Annotated in this window: 18 protein-coding genes; 17 read left to right on the top strand and 1 reads right to left on the bottom strand. The window is 57.1% G+C overall.

Annotation, left to right across the window (positions count from 1 at the left end):
• The first annotated feature begins 7 nt into the window (after positions 1–7).
• The 12 genes from coaBC to spoVM all read left to right on the top strand — a co-directional run bounded on the left by coaBC (position 8) and on the right by spoVM (position 12925).
• A complete protein-coding gene (gene coaBC / locus ACTVIM_RS05690) occupies positions 8–1213 on the top strand; it encodes a bifunctional phosphopantothenoylcysteine decarboxylase/phosphopantothenate--cysteine ligase CoaBC (RefSeq protein WP_033017963.1) in 1206 nt (401 codons plus the stop codon).
• Positions 1210–3615, top strand: a complete 2406-nt coding sequence (gene priA / locus ACTVIM_RS05695; RefSeq protein WP_033017965.1) for a primosomal protein N' — start codon at positions 1210–1212, stop codon at positions 3613–3615. Before coaBC ends, priA begins: the two co-directional genes overlap by 4 nt.
• Before the next feature lie 17 nt (positions 3616–3632).
• Positions 3633–4106 (top strand): peptide deformylase, encoded by a 474-nt coding sequence (def, locus tag ACTVIM_RS05700; RefSeq protein WP_033017971.1) that lies wholly within the window; start codon positions 3633–3635, stop codon positions 4104–4106.
• Positions 4107–4112: 6 nt separating this feature from the next.
• Positions 4113–5072, top strand: a complete 960-nt coding sequence (gene fmt / locus ACTVIM_RS05705; protein ID WP_033017967.1) for a methionyl-tRNA formyltransferase — start codon at positions 4113–4115, stop codon at positions 5070–5072.
• Positions 5059–6393, top strand: coding sequence for a 16S rRNA (cytosine(967)-C(5))-methyltransferase RsmB (gene rsmB, locus ACTVIM_RS05710; protein ID WP_033843494.1), 1335 nt, complete (start codon positions 5059–5061; stop codon positions 6391–6393). The genes fmt and rsmB overlap by 14 nt, the downstream gene beginning before the upstream one ends.
• 3 nt (positions 6394–6396) lie before the next feature.
• Entirely contained in the window at positions 6397–7497 is a 1101-nt protein-coding gene (gene rlmN / locus ACTVIM_RS05715) for a 23S rRNA (adenine(2503)-C(2))-methyltransferase RlmN (RefSeq protein ID WP_033022904.1), read from the top strand.
• Between the two features lie 5 nt (positions 7498–7502).
• Positions 7503–8252 carry a Stp1/IreP family PP2C-type Ser/Thr phosphatase gene (locus tag ACTVIM_RS05720; protein WP_033022905.1) on the top strand — a complete coding sequence of 250 codons (750 nt, stop codon included), beginning with the start codon at positions 7503–7505 and terminating at the stop codon, positions 8250–8252.
• A 5-nt stretch (positions 8253–8257) separates the two neighbouring features.
• Complete coding sequence (pknB, locus tag ACTVIM_RS05725) at positions 8258–10234, top strand: Stk1 family PASTA domain-containing Ser/Thr kinase (protein WP_445614314.1); 1977 nt, start codon at positions 8258–8260, stop codon at positions 10232–10234.
• A 4-nt stretch (positions 10235–10238) separates the two neighbouring features.
• Entirely contained in the window at positions 10239–11120 is an 882-nt protein-coding gene (gene rsgA, locus ACTVIM_RS05730) for a ribosome small subunit-dependent GTPase A (RefSeq protein WP_033022911.1), read from the top strand.
• A 3-nt stretch (positions 11121–11123) separates the two neighbouring features.
• Entirely contained in the window at positions 11124–11780 is a 657-nt protein-coding gene (gene rpe / locus ACTVIM_RS05735; protein ID WP_033022912.1) for a ribulose-phosphate 3-epimerase, read from the top strand.
• Between the two features lie 334 nt (positions 11781–12114).
• Entirely contained in the window at positions 12115–12765 is a 651-nt protein-coding gene (locus ACTVIM_RS05740) for a thiamine diphosphokinase (RefSeq protein ID WP_033022913.1), read from the top strand.
• Between the two features lie 79 nt (positions 12766–12844).
• Entirely contained in the window at positions 12845–12925 is an 81-nt protein-coding gene (gene spoVM / locus ACTVIM_RS05745) for a stage V sporulation protein SpoVM (RefSeq protein WP_033011182.1), read from the top strand.
• Between the two features lie 38 nt (positions 12926–12963).
• On the opposite strand, the gene rpmB is transcribed toward spoVM, so the two are convergent.
• A complete protein-coding gene (gene rpmB, locus ACTVIM_RS05750; RefSeq protein WP_033022914.1) occupies positions 12964–13149 on the bottom strand; it encodes a 50S ribosomal protein L28 in 186 nt (61 codons plus the stop codon).
• A gap of 230 nt (positions 13150–13379) precedes the next feature.
• On the opposite strand from rpmB, the gene ACTVIM_RS05755 reads away from it, so the two are divergent.
• From ACTVIM_RS05755 to recG, 5 genes are all read left to right on the top strand, one after another.
• Positions 13380–13742: an Asp23/Gls24 family envelope stress response protein gene (locus ACTVIM_RS05755; protein ID WP_033022916.1), complete on the top strand. Its 363-nt coding sequence runs from the start codon at positions 13380–13382 to the stop codon at positions 13740–13742.
• A gap of 27 nt (positions 13743–13769) precedes the next feature.
• On the top strand, positions 13770–15437 hold the full coding sequence (locus ACTVIM_RS05760) for a DAK2 domain-containing protein (RefSeq protein WP_033022923.1): 1668 nt from the start codon (positions 13770–13772) through the stop codon (positions 15435–15437).
• A gap of 68 nt (positions 15438–15505) precedes the next feature.
• Positions 15506–16168, top strand: a complete 663-nt coding sequence (gene sdaAB, locus ACTVIM_RS05765; protein WP_033022925.1) for an L-serine ammonia-lyase, iron-sulfur-dependent subunit beta — start codon at positions 15506–15508, stop codon at positions 16166–16168.
• Positions 16169–16306: 138 nt separating this feature from the next.
• Positions 16307–17191, top strand: coding sequence for an L-serine ammonia-lyase, iron-sulfur-dependent, subunit alpha (gene sdaAA, locus ACTVIM_RS05770; RefSeq protein WP_033022926.1), 885 nt, complete (start codon positions 16307–16309; stop codon positions 17189–17191).
• Positions 17188–19236 (top strand): ATP-dependent DNA helicase RecG, encoded by a 2049-nt coding sequence (gene recG / locus ACTVIM_RS05775; protein ID WP_033022929.1) that lies wholly within the window; start codon positions 17188–17190, stop codon positions 19234–19236. Before sdaAA ends, recG begins: the two co-directional genes overlap by 4 nt.
• The last annotated feature ends 65 nt before the right edge of the window (positions 19237–19301 follow it).

Here is a 19301-nt window from a genome sequence, read left to right on the forward strand (position 1 = left end):
GGCCGAGATGATTAGGGGAAAACATATTTTGTTATGCGTCACCGGAGGGGTCGCGGCCTATAAGGCGGCGGTGCTCACCAGCCAGCTCACCCAGCGCGGCGCCGAAGTGAAAGTGATCATGACCGAAGGGGCGTGCCAGTTCATTACGCCGCTGACGTTTCAAGCATTGTCGCGTCAAGAAGTGTATGTCGACACGTTCACGGAAAACAATCCGGCCGTTATCGCTCATATCGATTTGGCCGATTGGGCCGACCTCGTTCTCATCGCCCCGGCGACGGCCAATACGATCGCCAAGCTGGCTGCCGGCCTCGCTGACAATATGGTGACGACGACGATTTTGGCGACGAAAGCGCCCGTCTGGATCGCTCCGGCGATGAACGTCCATATGTACGAGCATCCGGCCGTCCAAGCCAACATCGAGCGGCTCTACCAATTCGGCTACCGGTTTATCGAGCCGTCGGAAGGCTATTTGGCGTGCGGCTATATCGGCAAAGGGCGGCTGGAGGAGCCGGAGAAAATCATCGCCCATATCGAGCGGTTTTTCGCTGATGATCCGCCGCTGTTTCGCGGTCGACGCATCCTTGTCACCGCTGGGCCGACAAGGGAGCGGCTTGATCCGGTCCGCTATTTTTCCAATTATTCGAGCGGCAAAATGGGCTATGCCATCGCTGAAGCGGCGGCTCGCTTTGGCGCCTCGGTGACGCTTGTTTCAGGTCCGACGGCGCTTTCTGCGCCGGATGGCGTCGAGACGGTGATGGTCGAATCGGCGGAAGAAATGTATGAAGCCGTGTCATCCCGCTTTGCCGATACGGACATTGTGATCAAAGCGGCGGCGGTCGCCGATTATCGGCCCAAATATGTGGCGGCCTCTAAAATCAAAAAGCAGCCAGGGGACTATGTGGTCGAGATGGAGCGGACCGTGGACATCTTGAAAGCGCTTGGTGAGCGAAAAACAAGCCAGATTTTAGTCGGTTTCGCCGCCGAGACGGACCATCTTGAACAGTACGCGCGAAAAAAGCTGGAAGAAAAGCGGCTTGACTTGGTCGTCGCCAACGATGTCACCGAAGAGGGAGCGGGGTTTGCCGGCGATACGAACATCGTCACCATTTTCCGCCGTGACGGCGCCGTCCGCCGATTGCCTCTACTGTCCAAGCGCGAGGCGGCGGTGGAAATTTTAAAAGAAATTCATGCCTATATCGAGGGGATTCAATGAAAGTGGCAGCGGTCATTGTCGACGTTCCGACACGGCAGACGGACCGTCCGTTTGACTACTTGATTCCTGAACGCTGGCGCGGCGTGATTCAGCCGGGCATGCGGGTGACGGTGCCGTTTGGGGCGCGGCGGTTGCAAGGATTTGTTGTGGACGTAAAAGATCATTCTGAGATCGAGTCATTGAAGGCGATTGAAGAGGTGCTTGATGTCGTGCCGGTGTTAAACGGCGAGCTGCTTGATCTTGGCCGCCATTTGACGGAAACGACGCTTTGTTTTGCCATCTCCGCCTATCAGGCGATGCTGCCGGCGGCGATGCGAGCGAAATATGAGAAGGTGCTCCGTTTGGCAGAAGAGGAAAGACGGGGCGAGCTTCCCGATGAGTTGAAGTCGCTGTTTGCCGGACGGACGGAAGTGGCGTGGAACGAGGTTGAGGCCGCCGGTTTATGGCGCGCGGCGCAAAAAGCGGTGCAGCAAGGCGTGCTCGAAGCCGTTTATAACGTGAAAGACAAAGCGGGGAAGAAAATGGTGAAGTCCGCCGCTCTTGCCGTTTCGGCCGAACAGGCGGAACAGGCGCTTCATTCGCTGCCGGCGCGGCAAAAGGAAGCGGTGTCGTTTTTGCTCAAGCGGGGGGAAGCGGTCCCCATTGCCAAACTGCAAGCAACACTCGGCATTTCCTCTGCCCCGCTGAAGGCGCTTGTGGAGAAAGGATTGGTTGTTGTTCGCGATGTCGAAGTGTATCGCGATCCCTATGCGCATCGCACGTTTCAGCCGAGCGAGCCGCTGGCGCTCACCCCGGCGCAGGCGCAAGCGTTGGCGAAGATCACCGCTTCAGTGCGCGCCGGGGAACATCGCACGTTTTTGCTTTACGGCGTCACCGGCAGCGGAAAGACGGAAGTGTATATGCAGGCGATCGAAGAAGTGTTGCGCCAAGGAAAAGAGGCGATCGTGCTCGTGCCGGAAATTTCGCTGACGCCGCAAATGGTTGAGCGCTTCAAAAGCCGGTTTGGCCCGAAAGTAGCGGTGCTTCACAGCGGGCTGTCGGTCGGCGAAAAATATGACGAATGGCGGAAAATTCATCGCAAAGAGGTGCAGCTTGTCGTCGGCGCGCGCTCGGCGGTGTTCGCCCCGTTTGAAAACTTAGGGATGATCATTATCGATGAGGAGCATGAGACGAGCTATAAGCAAGAGGAGATGCCGCGCTACCATGCCCGCGATGTCGCCATTTACCGCGCTCGTCGCCACGGCTGTCCGGTCGTGCTCGGCAGCGCCACCCCGTCGCTCGAGACGTTCGCTCGCGCCGCCAAAGGGGTGTATGAGCTGCTCGAACTGCCGGAGCGGGTGGCCGACCGCGCCTTGCCGGACGTTCATGTGGTCGATATGCGCGAGGAGCTGCGCAGCGGCAATCGCTCGATGTTTTCGCGGCGATTGCTTGATGAGTTGCGCCTTCGGCTGGATCGTGGGGAGCAGGCGGTACTGTTTTTAAACCGGCGCGGCTATTCGACGTTTGTCATGTGCCGCAGCTGCGGCTATGTCGTCCGTTGTCCGCATTGCGACATTTCGCTGACGTATCATCGCGCCGGAGAGCGGATGAAATGCCATTATTGCGGCCATGAAGAGCCGCTTGTCCCTCGCTGTCCGTCGTGCGGAGGGGAGCATCTCCGCTTTTTCGGCACCGGCACGCAAAAGGTGGAAGAAGAGTTGGCAAAGTTGCTGCCAAAGGCGCGCGTCATCCGGATGGACGTCGATACGACCGGGCGGAAAGGGGCGCATGAGGAGCTGTTGTCCCGCTTTGCCGCGAAAGAAGCCGATATTTTGCTCGGCACGCAAATGATCGCCAAAGGGCTTGATTTTCCTGACGTGACGCTCGTTGGCGTGCTCGCCGCCGATACGATGCTTCATCTGCCCGATTTCCGGGCTGCTGAGAAAACGTTCCAGCTGCTGACGCAAGTGAGCGGGCGCGCCGGACGGCACGAGCTGCCCGGCCAAGTCGTGATTCAAACGTACACGCCGGATCACTACAGCATTCAATTGGCCGCCCGCCATGACTACCGTTCGTTTTATCGGCGCGAGATGGCGCTGCGCAAAGCCCACGGCTATCCGCCTTATTACTATTTGACGCTCATCACGGCCGCTCATCAAGAAGCGCCGGCCGCGGCCAAAGCGGCGGAGAAAATCGCCGGCTATTTGCGCAAGCAGCTGTCGAACGAAGCGATCATTCTCGGACCGGTCGCTTCGCCGCTCGCCCGCCTTCACGATCGATATCGCTACCAATGCATGATAAAATACAAGCGGGAACCGAATTTGTCAGCTGCGCTCAAAGCGGTGATCGACCGTTATCAGACGGATGCCGCCCATGGCGGCGTCACCATCACCGTCGATATGAACCCTTACATGATGATGTGAACAATGGAGGAATGGCGTTGTCGATTTTGCCGATTGTGACGTATCCGAATCCGATTTTAGAACAGCCGTGCGCGCCGGTGACCGCCTTTGATCGCCAGCTCGGCCGGCTGCTTGACGATATGTATGAAACGATGCTGGCTGCTGATGGAGTCGGGCTCGCCGCTCCGCAAGTCGGCATCGCCAAACGGGTGGCTGTCGTCGATGTCGGCGATGAGCACGGCCGGATTGAGCTCATCAATCCGGTCATTGTCGAGGCGCGCGGCGAACAAGTGGATGTTGAAGGCTGCTTGAGCTTTCCAGGGCTGTTTGGCGAAGTGCCGCGCGCCGAGTACGTGAACGTGCGGGCGCAAAACCGGCGCGGTCGCCTGTTTACTATCTCTGCGACCGGCTTTTTGGCCCGCGCGCTTCAGCATGAAATCGACCATTTGCACGGCGTGCTGTTTACCTCAAAAGTGATCCGTTACTGCGATCTTGAAGAATTGGAAGGATAGATGCCAATGACGAACATTGTCTTTATGGGAACGCCTGACTTTGCCGTGCCGATTTTGCGGCAGCTGCTTGATGACGGGTATCGGGTGGCAGCCGTTGTCACCCAGCCGGACAAGCCGAAAGGGCGAAAGCGCGAGCTCGTTCCGCCGCCGGTCAAGGTGGAAGCAGAGAAGCACGGTATTCCGGTGTTGCAGCCGACGAAAGTTCGCGACCCGGAACAATACGAACAAGTGCTGGCGTTCGCGCCTGACTTGATCGTGACAGCGGCGTTTGGGCAAATTTTGCCGAAAGCGCTGCTCGATGCGCCCAAATACGGCTGCATCAACGTTCACGCCTCGCTTCTTCCTGAGCTGCGCGGGGGAGCGCCGATCCATTACGCCATTTGGCAAGGAAAAACGAAAACGGGCGTTACGATCATGTACATGGTCGAGCGGCTCGATGCCGGCGACATGCTGGCGCAAGTCGAGGTGCCGATTGCAGAAACCGATACTGTCGGCACGCTTCATGATAAATTGAGCGCCGCCGGGGCGAAACTATTATCAGAAACGCTCCCGCTTTTGCTCGAAGGTGCCGTCACGCCCGTTCCGCAAGACGAAGAGAAGGCGACCTATGCCCCGAATATCCGGCGCGAACAAGAGCGGATTGACTGGACGCAGCCGGGCGAGGCCATTTACAACCATATCCGCGCCTTCTGCCCGTGGCCGGTCACGTATACGACCTACGGCGGGAACGTCTGGAAAATTTGGTGGGGGGAAAAAGTGCCGGCGCCAAGCCTAGCGCCGCCGGGGACGATGGTGGCGCTGGAGGACGATGGCATCGTCGTTGCGACCGGCAATGAGACGGCCATTAAAATTACTGAATTGCAGCCGGCCGGCAAAAAGCGGATGGCCGCCGGCGAGTTTTTGCGCGGCGCCGGCAGCCGGCTGGCGGTCGGCATGAAGCTAGGAGAGGACAATGAACGTACGTGAACTCGCTTTAACGACGCTGTTAGCTATCGAACAAAACGGAGCCTACAGCCATTTGCAGCTGAATGACGCCATCCGGAAAGGGCGTCTTGACGGGCGCGATGCGGCGCTGCTGACGGAAATCGTGTACGGCACGGTGCAGCGGCGCGATACGCTCGACTATTATTTGACGCCGTTTTTGCGCAAGGCGCGCCGTCTTGAGCCATGGGTGCGGGTGCTTCTTCGCCTGACCTTGTACCAAATGGTCTATTTGGACCGCGTTCCGGATCGCGCCGCCATTTTTGAAGCGGTGGAAATCGCCAAGCGGCGCGGCCATCGCGGCATCGCTTCGCTCGTGAACGGCGTTTTGCGCGCCATCGGCCGCGAGGGGCTGCCGTCGCTTGATGCGATTCACGATCCCGGAAAGCGGCTCGCCGTCGCGACGAGCCATCCGGAGTGGCTCGTCCGGCGCTGGATCGAACAATACGGCTTTGATGAGGCGGCGCGCATGTGCGAGACGAATTTGCGCCCGCCGCAATCGACCGCCCGCGTCAACCGGTTGAAGGCAACGGTAGAGGAGGCGCTTGAGCGGCTTGACAGCGAAGGAGTGAAGGCCGTTCAAGGTCAACTCGCCCCGGAAGCCATTCGCGCGGAAAAAGGGAATTTAGCCCATACGGAGGCGTTTCGCGCCGGCTGGCTGACGATTCAAGATGAAAGCTCGATGCTTGTCGCCCGAGCGCTCGATCCGGCCCCCGGCGAGCGAGTGCTCGACTGCTGCGCGGCGCCGGGCGGGAAAACGACCCATATCGCCGAACGGATGGACGGCCGCGGCGAAGTGGTCGCCGTCGACATTCACGAGCATAAAGTGAAGCTCATTGAGCAGCAGGCGCAACGGCTCGGCCTTGACAATATCACGGCGCTCGCTCTTGACAGCCGTCGGCTCGGCGAGCGGTTCGCTCCCGAGTCGTTTGACCGCATTTTAGTCGATGCGCCGTGCACCGGATTCGGCGTCATCCGCCGCAAGCCGGAAATCAAGTATACGAAAGGGAAAGACGATGTCGCGGCGCTTGTCGACATTCAGCAAGCCATTTTGCGGGCCGCCGCTCCGCTGTTGAAAAAAGGGGGCGCGCTTGTCTACAGCACATGCACGGTCGAGCGCGAGGAAAACGAAGACGCGATCACCCGTTTTTTGGCCGACCATCCGGACTTTTTCCTTGATGCTGGCCTCCTCGAACGGCTGCCCGAACCGGTGCGGCCGCATGGGAAAGGCGGCATGCTTCAGTTGCTGCCGCATCATTTTGATTCTGACGGGTTTTTTATCGCCCGGTTACGAAAGAAGGTGTAAAAAATGGAAATTGTTCATCCAGCTGCCCGCCGGCCCACCGGCGAAGAGCAGTTGCCGCAGCTGCCGTCGATTTATTCACTGACGCTTGACGAACTGAAAGAATGGCTTGTCTCTCACGGCGAAAAGCCGTTTCGTGCCACACAAATTTACGAATGGCTGTACGAAAAGCGCGTCACCGACTTTGCGGAGATGACGAACTTGCCCAAACGGCTGCGCGAACAGCTCGCCGCGTCGTTTTCCATCACCACATTGAAAACGATTGTGAAGCAGACATCAAAAGATGGGACGATCAAATTTTTGTTTGAACTGCATGACGGCTATTCGATCGAGACGGTGCTCATGCGCCATAACTACGGGAATTCCGTGTGCGTGACGACGCAAGTCGGGTGCCGCATCGGCTGTACGTTTTGCGCCTCGACGCTTGGCGGACTGAAACGCCATTTAGAGGCGGGCGAAATCGTCGCCCAAGTCGTGCAAGTGCAAAAGGCGCTCGATGAAACAGGCGAGCGCGTCAGCAGCATCGTCGTGATGGGCATCGGCGAGCCGTTTGACAACTATGACGCGCTGATGACGTTTTTGCGCATTGTCAATCATCCGAAAGGGCTGAACATCGGCGCTCGTCATATTACTGTCTCCACGAGCGGCATCATCCCGAAAATTTACCAATTTGCCGATGAAGGGATGCAAGTGAATTTCGCCGTCTCGCTGCACGCGCCGACGACTGAGCTGCGGACGAAGCTTATGCCGATCAATAAGGCGTATCCGTTGCCGAAGCTGATGGAGGCCATTCGGTATTACATTGAAAAAACCGGCCGGCGCGTGACGTTTGAGTACGGATTGTTCGGTGGGGTGAACGACCAGCTTGAGCATGCGGAGCAGCTGGCCGAGCTGATCAAAGGGCTGAAATGCCATGTGAACTTAATTCCGGTCAACTACGTGCCGGAGCGCAACTATGTGCGCACGCCGCGCAGTCAAATTTTCGCCTTTGAACGGGCGTTGAAAAAACATGGAATTAACGTGACCATTCGTCGCGAACACGGACATGACATCGATGCCGCCTGCGGACAGCTTCGCGCGAAGGAGCGAAAAGAAGAGACGAGGTGAATCGGATGCGAGCCGTTTTCCGAACCGATATCGGGCAAATTCGCGAACATAACGAAGACAGCGGCGGTGTGTTTGTCAATCAAAGCGGCCAATATTTAGCGGTCGTTGCCGACGGGATGGGCGGCCACCGAGCCGGCGATGTGGCCAGCTCGATGGCGGTGGCGTATTTGCAGGCGCAGTGGGAGGAAGCGCCCGGCCTTTCGTCACCGACCGAGGCCGAGCAATGGCTCAAGACGCAGATTGAGGCGGCCAACGCCCAGCTGTTTCGGCATGCGCTTTCGCATCCGGAATGTCAAGGCATGGGGACGACGATCGTCGGCGCGATTTGCGCCGACGCGTTTGTCACGATCGCCCATATCGGCGACAGCCGTTGCTATTTGTTGAATCAAAGCGGAATTCAGCAGCTGACGGATGACCATTCCCTTGTCAACGAGCTTGTCAAAAGCGGGCAAATTTCCAAGGAAGACGCCGAGCATCATCCGCGCAAAAACGTGCTCTTGCGGGCGCTTGGCACTGAGCCGATGGTGAAGCTGGACGTCAAAACGATTTCCATCGATGAGGGGGATTTGCTCCTTTTGTGCTCGGACGGTTTGTCCAACAAAGTGACCGAAGCCGACCTACTCCATACGTTGACAAGCGGCCGCACGCTCGAGGAAAAAGCGGAGGCGCTCATCCACCTAGCCAATGAGCGGGGCGGGGAAGACAACATTTCGCTGGCGGTCATCGATTTTTCAGCGGAACGTGAAGGCGGGTGATCATGGTGCTCATTGGAAAACGACTGAATGACCGCTATAAAATTATCAGCCTCATCGGCGGCGGCGGAATGGCTAACGTGTATTTAGCGCGCGACATCATTTTGGAGCGCGATGTCGCCGTCAAAGTGCTCCGGCTTGATTTTGCCAACGATGACCGGTTTATCAAGTGGTTTCGCTGCGAAGCGCAGGCGGCGACGAGCTTGAACCATGAGCATATCGTCTCCATTTATGACGTCGGCGAAGAAGAAGGCGTCTATTATATCGTCATGGAATATGTGCAGGGCTCGACGCTCAAGCAATACATTCAGCAGCACGCTCCGCTTCCGGTCGAACAGGCGCTTAGCATCATGGATCAGCTGACCTCGGCGATCGCCCACGCGCATGAGAACGGCATCATTCACCGCGATATTAAGCCGCAAAACATTTTGCTTGACGAGCACGGCCGTGTGAAAGTGACGGACTTTGGCATCGCTGTGGCCATGAGCGGAACAACGATTACACAGACGAACTCCGTGCTCGGTTCGGTCCATTATTTGTCGCCGGAGCAGGCGCGCGGCGGCATCGCCACGGAAAAGTCGGACATTTATTCGCTCGGGGTCGTCATGTTTGAGCTTCTCACCGGACGGCTCCCGTTTTCCGGCGAATCGGCCGTGTCCATCGTGCTGAAGCACTTGCAGGCAGAAACGCCGTCGCCGCGGGCGTGGAATCCGGAGATTCCCCAAAGCGTCGAGAATATCGTTTTAAAAGCGATGGCCAAAGATCCGTTTTATCGCTATCCATCGGCGCGGGAAATGAATGAAGATATCCGAACGGCGCTCGACCCAAGCCGGCGCAATGAGGCGAAATTTACGATTCCCGACGACGGCGAGGAAGCGACCAAAGCCGTTCCGATTATTAAGGATAAAGAGAGCGCCGCGTCCGCGCAGGAGACGTTTGCTGCTGAGAAAACCGCGCCGGAATCGGCCCAACAAGACGAGCAGCCAAAGCCGAACAGAAAACGGAAGTGGAAGTGGGCCGCTTGGCTGGCGGCGATTCTTTTGTTGCTTGGCGCCGCTGCTGTGAGCGCGCTCACGTGGATTCCAGACCTCGTTTTTCCAAAAGAAGTGACGATGCCGAACGTCGTCAACAAAGATTATGATGAAGCGGTTGAGCGGCTGTCGGCGCTCGGCCTCGAGATCAAAGATACGATTGATGTCGAAAGCGACACGATCGAAGAAGGGAAAGTGGTGCGCACGAGCCCGGAGGCCGGTATGACCGTCAAACAAGGGGCGGGTGTCACCATTTATAAAAGCTCCGGAAAAAAGAAAATCGAATTTCCGAGTTTTATTGGGGATGACATCGCTGCGGCCGAGGCCGAGCTGCGCGCCGAAGGGTTCTCTCGCATCACGCGCAACGGCCGCTACAGCGACAAGCCGGAAGGAACGATTTTGGATCAATACCCGTACGCCGGGGACAAAGTCGTACCGGATGAAACCGAAGTGATGTTTACCGTCAGCCTCGGACCGGAAAAAGTGGCGCTCAAAGATTTGACCGGCTATACGGAAAAGAGTGTGCGCGATTACGGCGAAGACCAAGGGCTGCGCATCGAAATCAAGTATGAGCATTCCGATGAGGTGCCCGAGGGGCTCGTTATATCGCAAACCCCAGCGGCGGGAGAGCGGTTGGAAAAAGGCGACACCGTCACGGTCGTCATTTCCCGCGGCCCGGAACCAAAACCGACGAAAACGGTGATCAAAGAGCTTACCATCCCGTACGAACCGACAGCAGAAGGGCAAACGGTGGAAGCGCAACTCTACATTCAAGATGCCAACCATAATATGACAACGCCATACAAAACGTACCGATTGACCAAACCGGTGACGGAGACGGTGGAGTTTCACATTCCTTATGGCGAGGCGGCTTACTATCGCGTGATTGTCAATCAGGTGGTGAAGGAGGAAGGATCGATTCCTTATCCAGAAGGCGATGAGAAAAAGAGGTGAGGCTATGGCGGAAGGACAAATCATGAAAGCATTAAGCGGATTTTACTACGTTTTGTCTGAAGGCCGCGTCTTTCAATGTCGGGGGCGCGGCGTGTTTCGCAAACAAAAGGTGACGCCGCTTGTCGGCGACCGCGTCATCTTTCAGGCAACGAGTGAAACGGAAGGCTATATTTTGGAGATTGCCGAGCGGCAAAATGAGCTTGTGCGGCCGCCGATCGCCAACGTCGAGCAAGCGATTTTGGTCTTTTCTGCTGTTCAACCGGATTTCAGCGCGAAGCTGCTCGACCGCTTTCTCGTCCTCGTTGAATCAAAGAACATTACGCCGATCATTGTCATTAGCAAAACGGACTTGCTCGATGGCGAGACGAAAGAGACGATCGCCCGTTACGTGCGCGACTATCGCTGCATTGGCTATGAGGTGATCGAAACGTCGGCGGTGACCAAGGGCGGTCTCGATGAACTGGCGGCGCGCCTTCGCGGCCGCGTCTCGGTCGTCGCCGGGCAGTCTGGCGTCGGCAAGTCATCGCTGCTGAACGCGCTTCGTCCGGATTTGCGTTTAAAAACCGGCGATATCTCGTCCCATTTGGGGCGCGGACGGCATACGACCCGCCATGTCGAGCTGCTTGAGGTGGCCGGCGGGCTTGTCGCTGACACGCCAGGGTTTAGCGCCTTGGAATTTGATCATCTGACGCTCGATGAGTTGCCGCACTATTTTCCGGAATTTCGGGTGTACGGTGCGGACTGCAAGTTCCGCGGCTGCCTCCATGTCGCCGAGCCGAAGTGCGCGGTGCGCGAGGCGGCGGCAGCCGGCGACATCGCCCCGTACCGCTATGACCATTATTTAAGTTTTATTTCAGAAATGAAAGAACGAAAGCCGAGGTATTGAACGATGATCCGAATTGCCCCATCGATTTTGTCGGCCGATTTTGCCCGCTTGGCGGAAGAAATCCGCTCCGTGGAGGAAGGCGGGGCCGACTGGATTCATGTTGACGTGATGGACGGACACTTTGTGCCGAACTTGACGATCGGTCCGCCGGTTGTGGCCGCCATTCGCCCCGTGACGAAGCTTCCGCTCGATGTCCATTTGATGATTGCCGAACCGGATCGCTATATTCCGGCGTTCGCCGACGCCGGCGCCGATCTCATTTCCGTCCATGTGGAGGCATGCCCGCATTTGCATCGGACGATTCAATTGATCAAAGAGCAAGGGGTCAAAGCCGGAGTGGTGATCAATCCGCATACGCCGGTCGAAATGATCCGCCATGTGATCGCTGAGGTCGACCTCGTCTTGTTGATGACCGTCAATCCGGGCTTTGGCGGACAGGCGTTTCTTCCAACGGTCGTGTCGAAAATTCGCGATGTTGCGCGCATGGCTCGGGAACAAAACAAGGCAGTGGATATCGAAGTGGACGGCGGCATTCGCGCGGAAACAGCGCCGCTTTGCGTTGAGGCGGGAGCCAATGTGCTCGTCGCCGGGTCGGCCATCTTCAACGCTTCCGATCGGGCGGCCGCCATTGGCGCGATTCGCGCCGCCTGTGCAAAATGAAACATGGCGCCGTGAAGCGACGTGTTCTTTTCCATCACCGTTGGTCCGATCGTTTTGATTTGGCGACCATCACCGTTTTTCCCGGCCCTCTTGGCGATGGCTGGCCAAGGGGCTAGGGATTGACTCGCGCAGCCGCTTCTCGGAATCGTTTCGCAAATAGAAAATTTGTTGCATCAGTCTCTATGCTCGCGCCTTCAATCGGTGATCAAGGCCAACAGCCGCTTTTCACCAGCCTTCAACAATTCGTTTTCCATGACGGTCGATCCGATTTTGTTCGCCATTAGCGTTTTTCACCAACCTTCAAGAATTCGTTTGGCTCAGGGAGGGGAGAATGATGCCGATTCATATTGTCGGCGGCGGCCCGCGCGAACTTCTTCCCGATTTGCGCGCTTATGATGGCAAGGAGGTGCAATGGGTCAGCGTCGACCGTGGCGCAGAAACGCTGCTCGAGCACGGATTGCGAATGGTGCGCGCGTTTGGCGATTTTGATTCGCTGTCGTCCGAAGCGCTCGTGCGGTTGCGCGAGATGCTGCCGGAACTGGACATTTGGCCGGCGGAGAAAGACAAAACCGATATGGAGATCGCCCTCGATTGGGCGGTCGAGCAAACCGCCGGGCCCATTCGGCTGTTCGGGGCGACCGGCGGGCGGCTTGATCATTTGTTCGGCAATGTCGAGCTGCTCGTCAAATACGCTGGCCGGCCGATTGAGCTAATCGACCGGCAAAACGTCATCACCGTTCACCGTCCCGGTGCGCATACCGTGCTGAAGGACGAGCGGCATCGTTACGTCTCGTACATCCCGGTTTCCGAGACGGTGGCCGGCCTTACGCTCGCCGGATTTAAATATCCGTTAACCAACAGTCATATTTCCCGCGGTTCGACATTATGCATTAGTAATGAACTTATCCAATCTTCCGGTACTTTTTCATTTTCTGAAGGCATATTAATGATGATAAGGAGCAGCGATTTTTCCGGCTGCCTGTAGTTGCGATTGGGTGGGCAGAGAATATACTGGATAAGGGAATGGCGGGAAGTTCGTGATGATTTGTGAGGAGGGAATCGGGATGAAGTTTTATACGATCAAGCTGCCAAAGTTTTTGGGCGGAATTGTGCGGGCGGTGTTGAACGCGTTTAAAAAAGGATAAGAAAAAAGCACCATTTTTTGGTGCTTTTTTTGTTGGAGTTAAACGCGTTTCACTTTTCCGGATTTCAAGGCGCGCGCCGAAACCCAAACGCGTTTCGGTTTGCCGTCAACGAGAATGCGCACTTTTTGCAGGTTGGCTTTCCACGTGCGGCGGCTGGCGTTCATGGCGTGCGAACGCGTGTTGCCGAACGACTTTTTCTTGCCGGTGACAAAGCATTTCGCCATTGGTTGTTCCCTCCTTGCTTTTGCATCGCTCTAAAGACACTTTTATAATGTACCACACAATGGCTGACATTGCAATAGACGAGGCCGTACTCTTTCAAGAAAATGTCCTTGACATGACATTTCGTTTTCGGCTAAATAATACTAGTGGGCGGCCGGGAAGCGCTTTGAAAACAGAGGGCGTTATAGTACAATAAAGGTAGCTGTGCGAGATACGCAAAGGGGGAACGAGCATGTCGATCGAATGGCAAACGAAATACGGGCGCATCGAAGTCGCCAATGAAGTGGTGGCGATGATCGCGGGGGGGGCAGCCGTCGATTGCTATGGCATTGTAGGAATGGCGTCGAAACATCAAATCCGCGATGGGCTTTCGGACATATTGCGCCGCGAAAACTTCGCCAAAGGCGTCATCGTTCGCGAAGAAAACGGCGAAGTGCATATCGATATGCACATCATCGTCAGCTACGGAACGAAAATTTCTGAAGTCGCCCACAACGTGCAATCGAAAGTCAAGTACACGCTTGATCAAACGCTTGGCTTGGCCGTTCAGTCGATCAATATTTATGTTCAAGGGGTTCGAGTGGCGAATCCATAGTTATCAGTAATAAGGAGGAATTAGCCGGTGACATTGAAGACGCTTGACGGAAGACGGTTTGCCGATATGGTAGAGCAAGGAGCCGCCCATTTGGCGAACAACGCCAAAGCGGTCGATGCGCTGAACGTCTTTCCGGTTCCAGATGGCGATACAGGAACAAACATGAACTTGTCGATGACGTCCGGAGCGAAGGAAGTAAAGGCGAACGTCTCCAACCATATCGGCAACGTCGCCGCAGCGCTGGCAAAAGGGCTATTGATGGGGGCGCGCGGCAATTCCGGCGTCATTTTGTCGCAGCTGTTCCGCGGGTTTGCCAAGGCGGTTGAAGGCAAGCAGCAAGTGAACAGCTTCGAATTTGCCGCCGCTTTGCAAGCCGGAGTGGACACGGCCTACAAGGCGGTGATGAAGCCGGTTGAGGGGACGATCCTCACCGTTGCCAAAGAAGCCGCCCGCAAAGCGGTCGATGTGGCGAAAAAAGAGCGCGACGTCGCCGCGGTGATGGAAGCGGCGCTCGCCGAGGCGAAAGCGGCGTTGAAACGCACGCCGGAGCTGCTGCCGATTTTGAAGGAAGTCGGCGTCGTCGACAGCGGCGGCCAAGGGCTGGTGTACATTTATGAAGGGTTTCTCGCCGCCTTGAAGGGGGAAACCATCCGGGCGGCGCGCGCCGAAGCGTCGATGGACGATTTGGTGAAAATCGCGCATCATCAAAGCGCACAAAGCCATATTCACACTGATGAGATCGAGTTCGGCTATTGCACGGAATTCATGATTCGGCTAGAACAGGACAAGCTGGCGCGGCAGCCGTTCTCGGAAGAAACGTTTCGCCGCGAGCTGAGCCGGTTTGGCGACTCGCTGCTCGTTGTCGCTGACGATGAGCTTGTCAAAGTGCACATCCATTCGGAGACGCCAGGCGAGGTGTTAACGTACGGTCAGCGCTACGGGAGCTTGATTCGCATTAAGATTGAAAACATGCGCGAGCAGCACGCCGACATCGTCGGCCGGGAGGCGAAAGCGCTCTCCGGCCCAGCAAAGGAGGCGAAGCCGTATGGCATCGTGGCCGTGGCGATGGGAGAAGGAGTGGCCGAGCTGTTTCAGAGCATCGGCGCACATGAAGTGATTGAAGGCGGCCAGACGATGAATCCGAGCACGGAAGAAATCGCCGAAGCCATCCGGCGCGCGAACGCCGAAACGGTGTTTGTGCTGCCGAACAACAAAAACATCGTGATGGCGGCAAGACAGGCCGCTGAGCTGTCTGAGCACCGGGTGATCGTCATCCCGGCGAAAACCGTTCCCCAAGGAATAGCGGCGCTGCTCGCGTTTCATCCCGAACAATCAGCCGAGCAAAACGAGCGGGCGATGACCGCTGCGCTCGCGAAGGTGAAAACCGGGCAAGTCACGTTTTCCGTCCGCGATACGACGATAGACGGCATACAGATTAAAAAAGGCGACTACATGGGGCTGTGGGATGACCGCATCATCGCCGCCGACAAAGACAAATTGGCCGTGACCGAGCGCCTCTTAGACGCGCTCATCGATGAGGAAAGCGAAATCGTCACGATTTTGTACGGCGAAGATGCGACCGAAGTGGAAGTGGAGACCGTCATCGCTTATTTGGAAAACGAACACGATGGGGTTGAGGTGGAAGTGCATAACGGAAAGCAGCCGCTGTATCCGTTTATCATTTCCGTTGAATAATATGTTAGAATGATAGAAGGGAGCTTTTTTCCCTTCTATTTTTTCGGTTTCATGGGGGAATGGCAGAGATGAAATATAAAAGCGTCTTTGACATCATTGGCCCGGTGATGGTCGGGCCGTCGAGTTCACATACGGCCGGCGCGGTGCGCATCGGCTTGGTCGCTTATAAGCTATTCGGCCGCAAACCGTCTTGGGCGCGCGTTTCGTTTTACGGATCGTTTGCCGAAACGTACCGCGGGCATGGCACTGATGTTGCCATTGTCGCCGGCTTGCTCGGGTTTGACACGTTCGATGAACGGCTGCCGGCGGCGCTGGACATCGCGCGCGCCGAGGGCTTGGACGTCTCGTTTTCGGCCGAAGAGGCGATTCCGCACCATCCGAATACGGCGCGCCTCTGTATCGGCGATGACCGCGGAGAGCTTGAATTGGTCGGCATTTCGATTGGCGGCGGAAAAATCGAGATCGTCGAGCTGAACGGGTTTGCCTTGAAACTATCCGGCCATCATCCGGCGCTTTTGATTATGCACAATGACCGGTATGGGACGATCGGCGCAGTCGCTTCCGTGCTCGCGAAGCATGCCATTAACATCGGGCATATGGAAGTGTCGCGCAAAGAAAAAGGAAAGGAAGCGCTCATGGCCATCGAAGTCGATCAGCCGCTGACCGATGATCTCATTCAAGAGCTGGAGCAGCTGCCGAACATTTTGCAGGTGGCAAAGCTGGCCGATTGAAGCGCACTCCATTTCACGCTGATGCTTGAAGCTCGCTTGGGGCGAACATCGGCAACGAATGAAAACGAAACCGATTTCATATCGACAGGGAAGCCAAACGGCAACAGAGATTAGCTGCGAAAGGGCAGGTGGGAATCCATGTTTCGCAATGTCGCTGAATTGGTGGCGCTGGCGGAAAATGAGCAGACGAAAATCGCTGAGGTAATGATCCGCCACGAAATCGAGGTGAGCGGGCGGAGCCGGGAAGACGTGATCGCGCAAATGGACCATCATTTGTCCGTTATGGAGCGCGCCGTGGAAAGAGGTTTGCAGGGGGTGTCGTCCCGCTCCGGATTGACTGGTTTTGATGCGGTGCGAATGCAACGCTATATTGAAGCCGGGCGGTTTTTGTCTGGAGAAACGATTTTGGACGCCGTCAGCAAAGCCATGGCAACGAACGAAGTGAACGCGGCGATGGGCGTCATTTGCGCCACGCCGACGGCGGGAGCGGCCGGCGTCGTCCCGGGAACGCTGTTTGCTGTGAAAGAAAAACTGCGGCCGACGCGCAAAGAAATGATCGAGTTTCTGTTTACGGCCGGAGCGTTCGGCTATGTTGTCGCCAATAACGCTTCGATTTCCGGCGCGGCGGGCGGCTGTCAGGCGGAGGTGGGCTCAGCGGCGGGCATGGCCGCTGCAGCGCTCGTTGAGCTGGCTGGTGGAACGCCGAGCCAAGCGGCGGAAGCGATGGCGATCGCGCTGAAAAACATGCTCGGCTTGGTTTGCGATCCGGTCGCCGGCCTTGTCGAGGTGCCGTGTGTAAAGCGGAACGCGATGGGGGCGGCGAATGCCATGATCGCCGCCGATATGGCGCTAGCCGGCATCAAAAGCCGCATTCCGTGCGATGAAGTGATCGAAGCGATGTATCGGATTGGCGCGGCCATGCCGGTGGCGCTCAAAGAGACAGCGCAAGGGGGGTTGGCCGCCACGCCGACCGGCCGTGCGATCGCGGCCCGTATTTTCGGCGCTTCCGCGGCGACAAAGTGAGCGAAGCAATGCAACAGCCGGTGACGGCGGTCAAAGGCATTGGCGAGGAAACGGCAGCGGCGCTCGCCGACATCGGCATTCGCACCGTCGGCGAGCTGCTCGCTTATGCCCCGTATCGATATGACGATTACGAGCAAAAAGATTTGGCCGCCGTCCGGCACGAGGAAAAGGTGACGGTAGAAGGAAAAGTGCATAGCGCGCCTGTGTTGACGTATTACGGGAAGAAGAAATCGCGCCTTTCCTTTCGGCTGCTGGCCGACCGCTATTTGATCACCGTCGTTTGCTTCAACCGCCCGTATTTGAAGGAAAAAATCACCCTCAACGAAACGGTGACCGTGATCGGAAAATGGGATCGGCACCGGCAGACGATCAATGCGTACGAACTCCGGTTCGGACCGGCGCCCGAGACGACGGGCATCGAGCCGGTTTATTCCGTGCGCAGTCCGCTGACGGTTAAAATGATGCGCCGGCTGATGAAAGCGGCGTTTGACCAATTCGGTTCGCACATTCCTGAACTGCTGCCGCCCGCGCTGCGCCGCGCCTACCGTCTCGTTGACAAGCAGGAAGCTCTTCGCGCCCTTCATTTTCCCCGTTCGCGCGAAGAGCTGCACCAGGCGCGGCGGCGGCTTGCCTACGAGGAGTTTTTGCTGTACCAGTTGAAAATGCAGGCGCTAAGGAAAATCATGCGCGACGAACGGCGCGGCGTCGCCCATTCGTATTCGGAAGAACAGCTCGCCTCGTTTCTTGCCGGATTGCCGTTTTCCCTTACGAACGCCCAGCGGCGGGTCATCGATGAAATTTTGGTCGATATGCGGGCGCCGCGGCAAATGAATCGGCTTTTGCAGGGCGATGTCGGGTCAGGCAAGACGGTCGTCGCCGCCGTTGCCTTGTATGCGGCTGCCTTATCGCGGTTTCAAGGAGCGCTGATGGTGCCGACGGAAATTTTGGCCGAACAGCATGCCCGTTCGCTCGCGGAGCTGTTTGCCGGCACCGATGTCACCTTGGCGCTGTTGACCAGCTCTGTGAAAGGAAAACGGCGCAAGGAAGTGCTAGCTGAACTCGAGGAAGGGACGATTGACATTGTCGTGGGCACGCACGCCTTAATCCAAGAAGGGGTGCAGTTTCACCGCCTCGGCCTTGTCATTACCGATGAGCAGCACCGTTTTGGTGTCGAACAGCGCCGCATTTTGCGCGAAAAAGGACATGCGCCGGACGTATTGATGATGACGGCAACGCCGATCCCGCGCACGCTCGCGATGACAGTATTTGGCGATATGGACGTATCGGTGCTGGACGAAATGCCGGCCGGGCGCAAAAAAGTCGAGACGTATTGGGTGAAGCATCATCAGTTCGCGCGCGTGCTCGATTTTATCGAAAAAGAATTGCGCCGCGGCCATCAGGCGTATGTCATTTGCCCGCTCATCGAAGAATCAGAAAAACTCGATGTGCAAAACGCCATCGACGTTCACAGCCAGCTCGTCCATTACTATCGCGGAAAATACGAAGTCGGGCTCATGCACGGCCGGCTGTCTCCGGAAGAAAAAGAGGCGGTCATGCGCGCGTTCAGCGAAAACCGCATTCATGTGCTCGTTTCCACGACGGTGGTGGAAGTCGGAGTCAATGTGCCAAACGCGACGGTGATGGTCATTTATGACGCCGAACGGTTCGGATTGGCCCAGCTTCACCAGCTGCGCGGCCGGGTCGGCCGCGGCGACGCGCAGTCGTACTGCATTTTAATCGCCGATCCGAAGTCCGAAATCGGCAAAGAACGGATGCGGATCATGACGGAAACGACGGACGGGTTTGTGCTCGCGGAAAAAGATTTGGAGCTGCGCGGGCCGGGCGATGTGTTCGGCACGAAGCAAAGCGGTCTGCCGGAATTCCGCTATGGCGACCCGGTGCACGATTATCGCATTTTCGAAGTCGCTCACCGCGATGCCGCCAAACTGATCGCCTCGCCGGCGTTTTGGCGCGGCGAGGCGTATGCGGGGTTGCGAGCGGAATTGGAGGCGTCCGGCGCGCTCGGCGGGGAAAAATGGGACTGAGGCGACGGAGCGGGAGCTGCCGGTGTCGTCGCGGTCCACTTTTTTTGCTTGCATTCCGGTTGTTG

The organism is Geobacillus sp. YF-1, assembly GCF_052692335.1.

Bases quoted from the DNA above. Each gene is read 5' to 3' on its own strand.
- coaBC (WP_033017963.1), top strand. From the start codon at position 8: ATGATTAGGGGAAAACATATTTTGTTATGCGTCACCGGAGGGGTCGCG.
- priA (WP_033017965.1), top strand. From the start codon at position 1,210: ATGAAAGTGGCAGCGGTCATTGTCGACGTTCCGACACGGCAGACGGAC.
- fmt (WP_033017967.1), top strand. From the start codon at position 4,113: ATGACGAACATTGTCTTTATGGGAACGCCTGACTTTGCCGTGCCGATT.
- rsmB (WP_033843494.1), top strand. From the start codon at position 5,059: ATGAACGTACGTGAACTCGCTTTAACGACGCTGTTAGCTATCGAACAA.
- rlmN (WP_033022904.1), top strand. From the start codon at position 6,397: ATGGAAATTGTTCATCCAGCTGCCCGCCGGCCCACCGGCGAAGAGCAG.
- ACTVIM_RS05720 (WP_033022905.1), top strand. From the start codon at position 7,503: ATGCGAGCCGTTTTCCGAACCGATATCGGGCAAATTCGCGAACATAAC.
- rsgA (WP_033022911.1), top strand. From the start codon at position 10,239: ATGGCGGAAGGACAAATCATGAAAGCATTAAGCGGATTTTACTACGTT.
- rpe (WP_033022912.1), top strand. From the start codon at position 11,124: ATGATCCGAATTGCCCCATCGATTTTGTCGGCCGATTTTGCCCGCTTG.
- ACTVIM_RS05740 (WP_033022913.1), top strand. From the start codon at position 12,115: ATGCCGATTCATATTGTCGGCGGCGGCCCGCGCGAACTTCTTCCCGAT.
- spoVM (WP_033011182.1), top strand. From the start codon at position 12,845: ATGAAGTTTTATACGATCAAGCTGCCAAAGTTTTTGGGCGGAATTGTG.
- rpmB (WP_033022914.1), bottom strand. From the start codon at position 13,149: ATGGCGAAATGCTTTGTCACCGGCAAGAAAAAGTCGTTCGGCAACACG.
- ACTVIM_RS05755 (WP_033022916.1), top strand. From the start codon at position 13,380: ATGTCGATCGAATGGCAAACGAAATACGGGCGCATCGAAGTCGCCAAT.
- sdaAB (WP_033022925.1), top strand. From the start codon at position 15,506: ATGAAATATAAAAGCGTCTTTGACATCATTGGCCCGGTGATGGTCGGG.
- sdaAA (WP_033022926.1), top strand. From the start codon at position 16,307: ATGTTTCGCAATGTCGCTGAATTGGTGGCGCTGGCGGAAAATGAGCAG.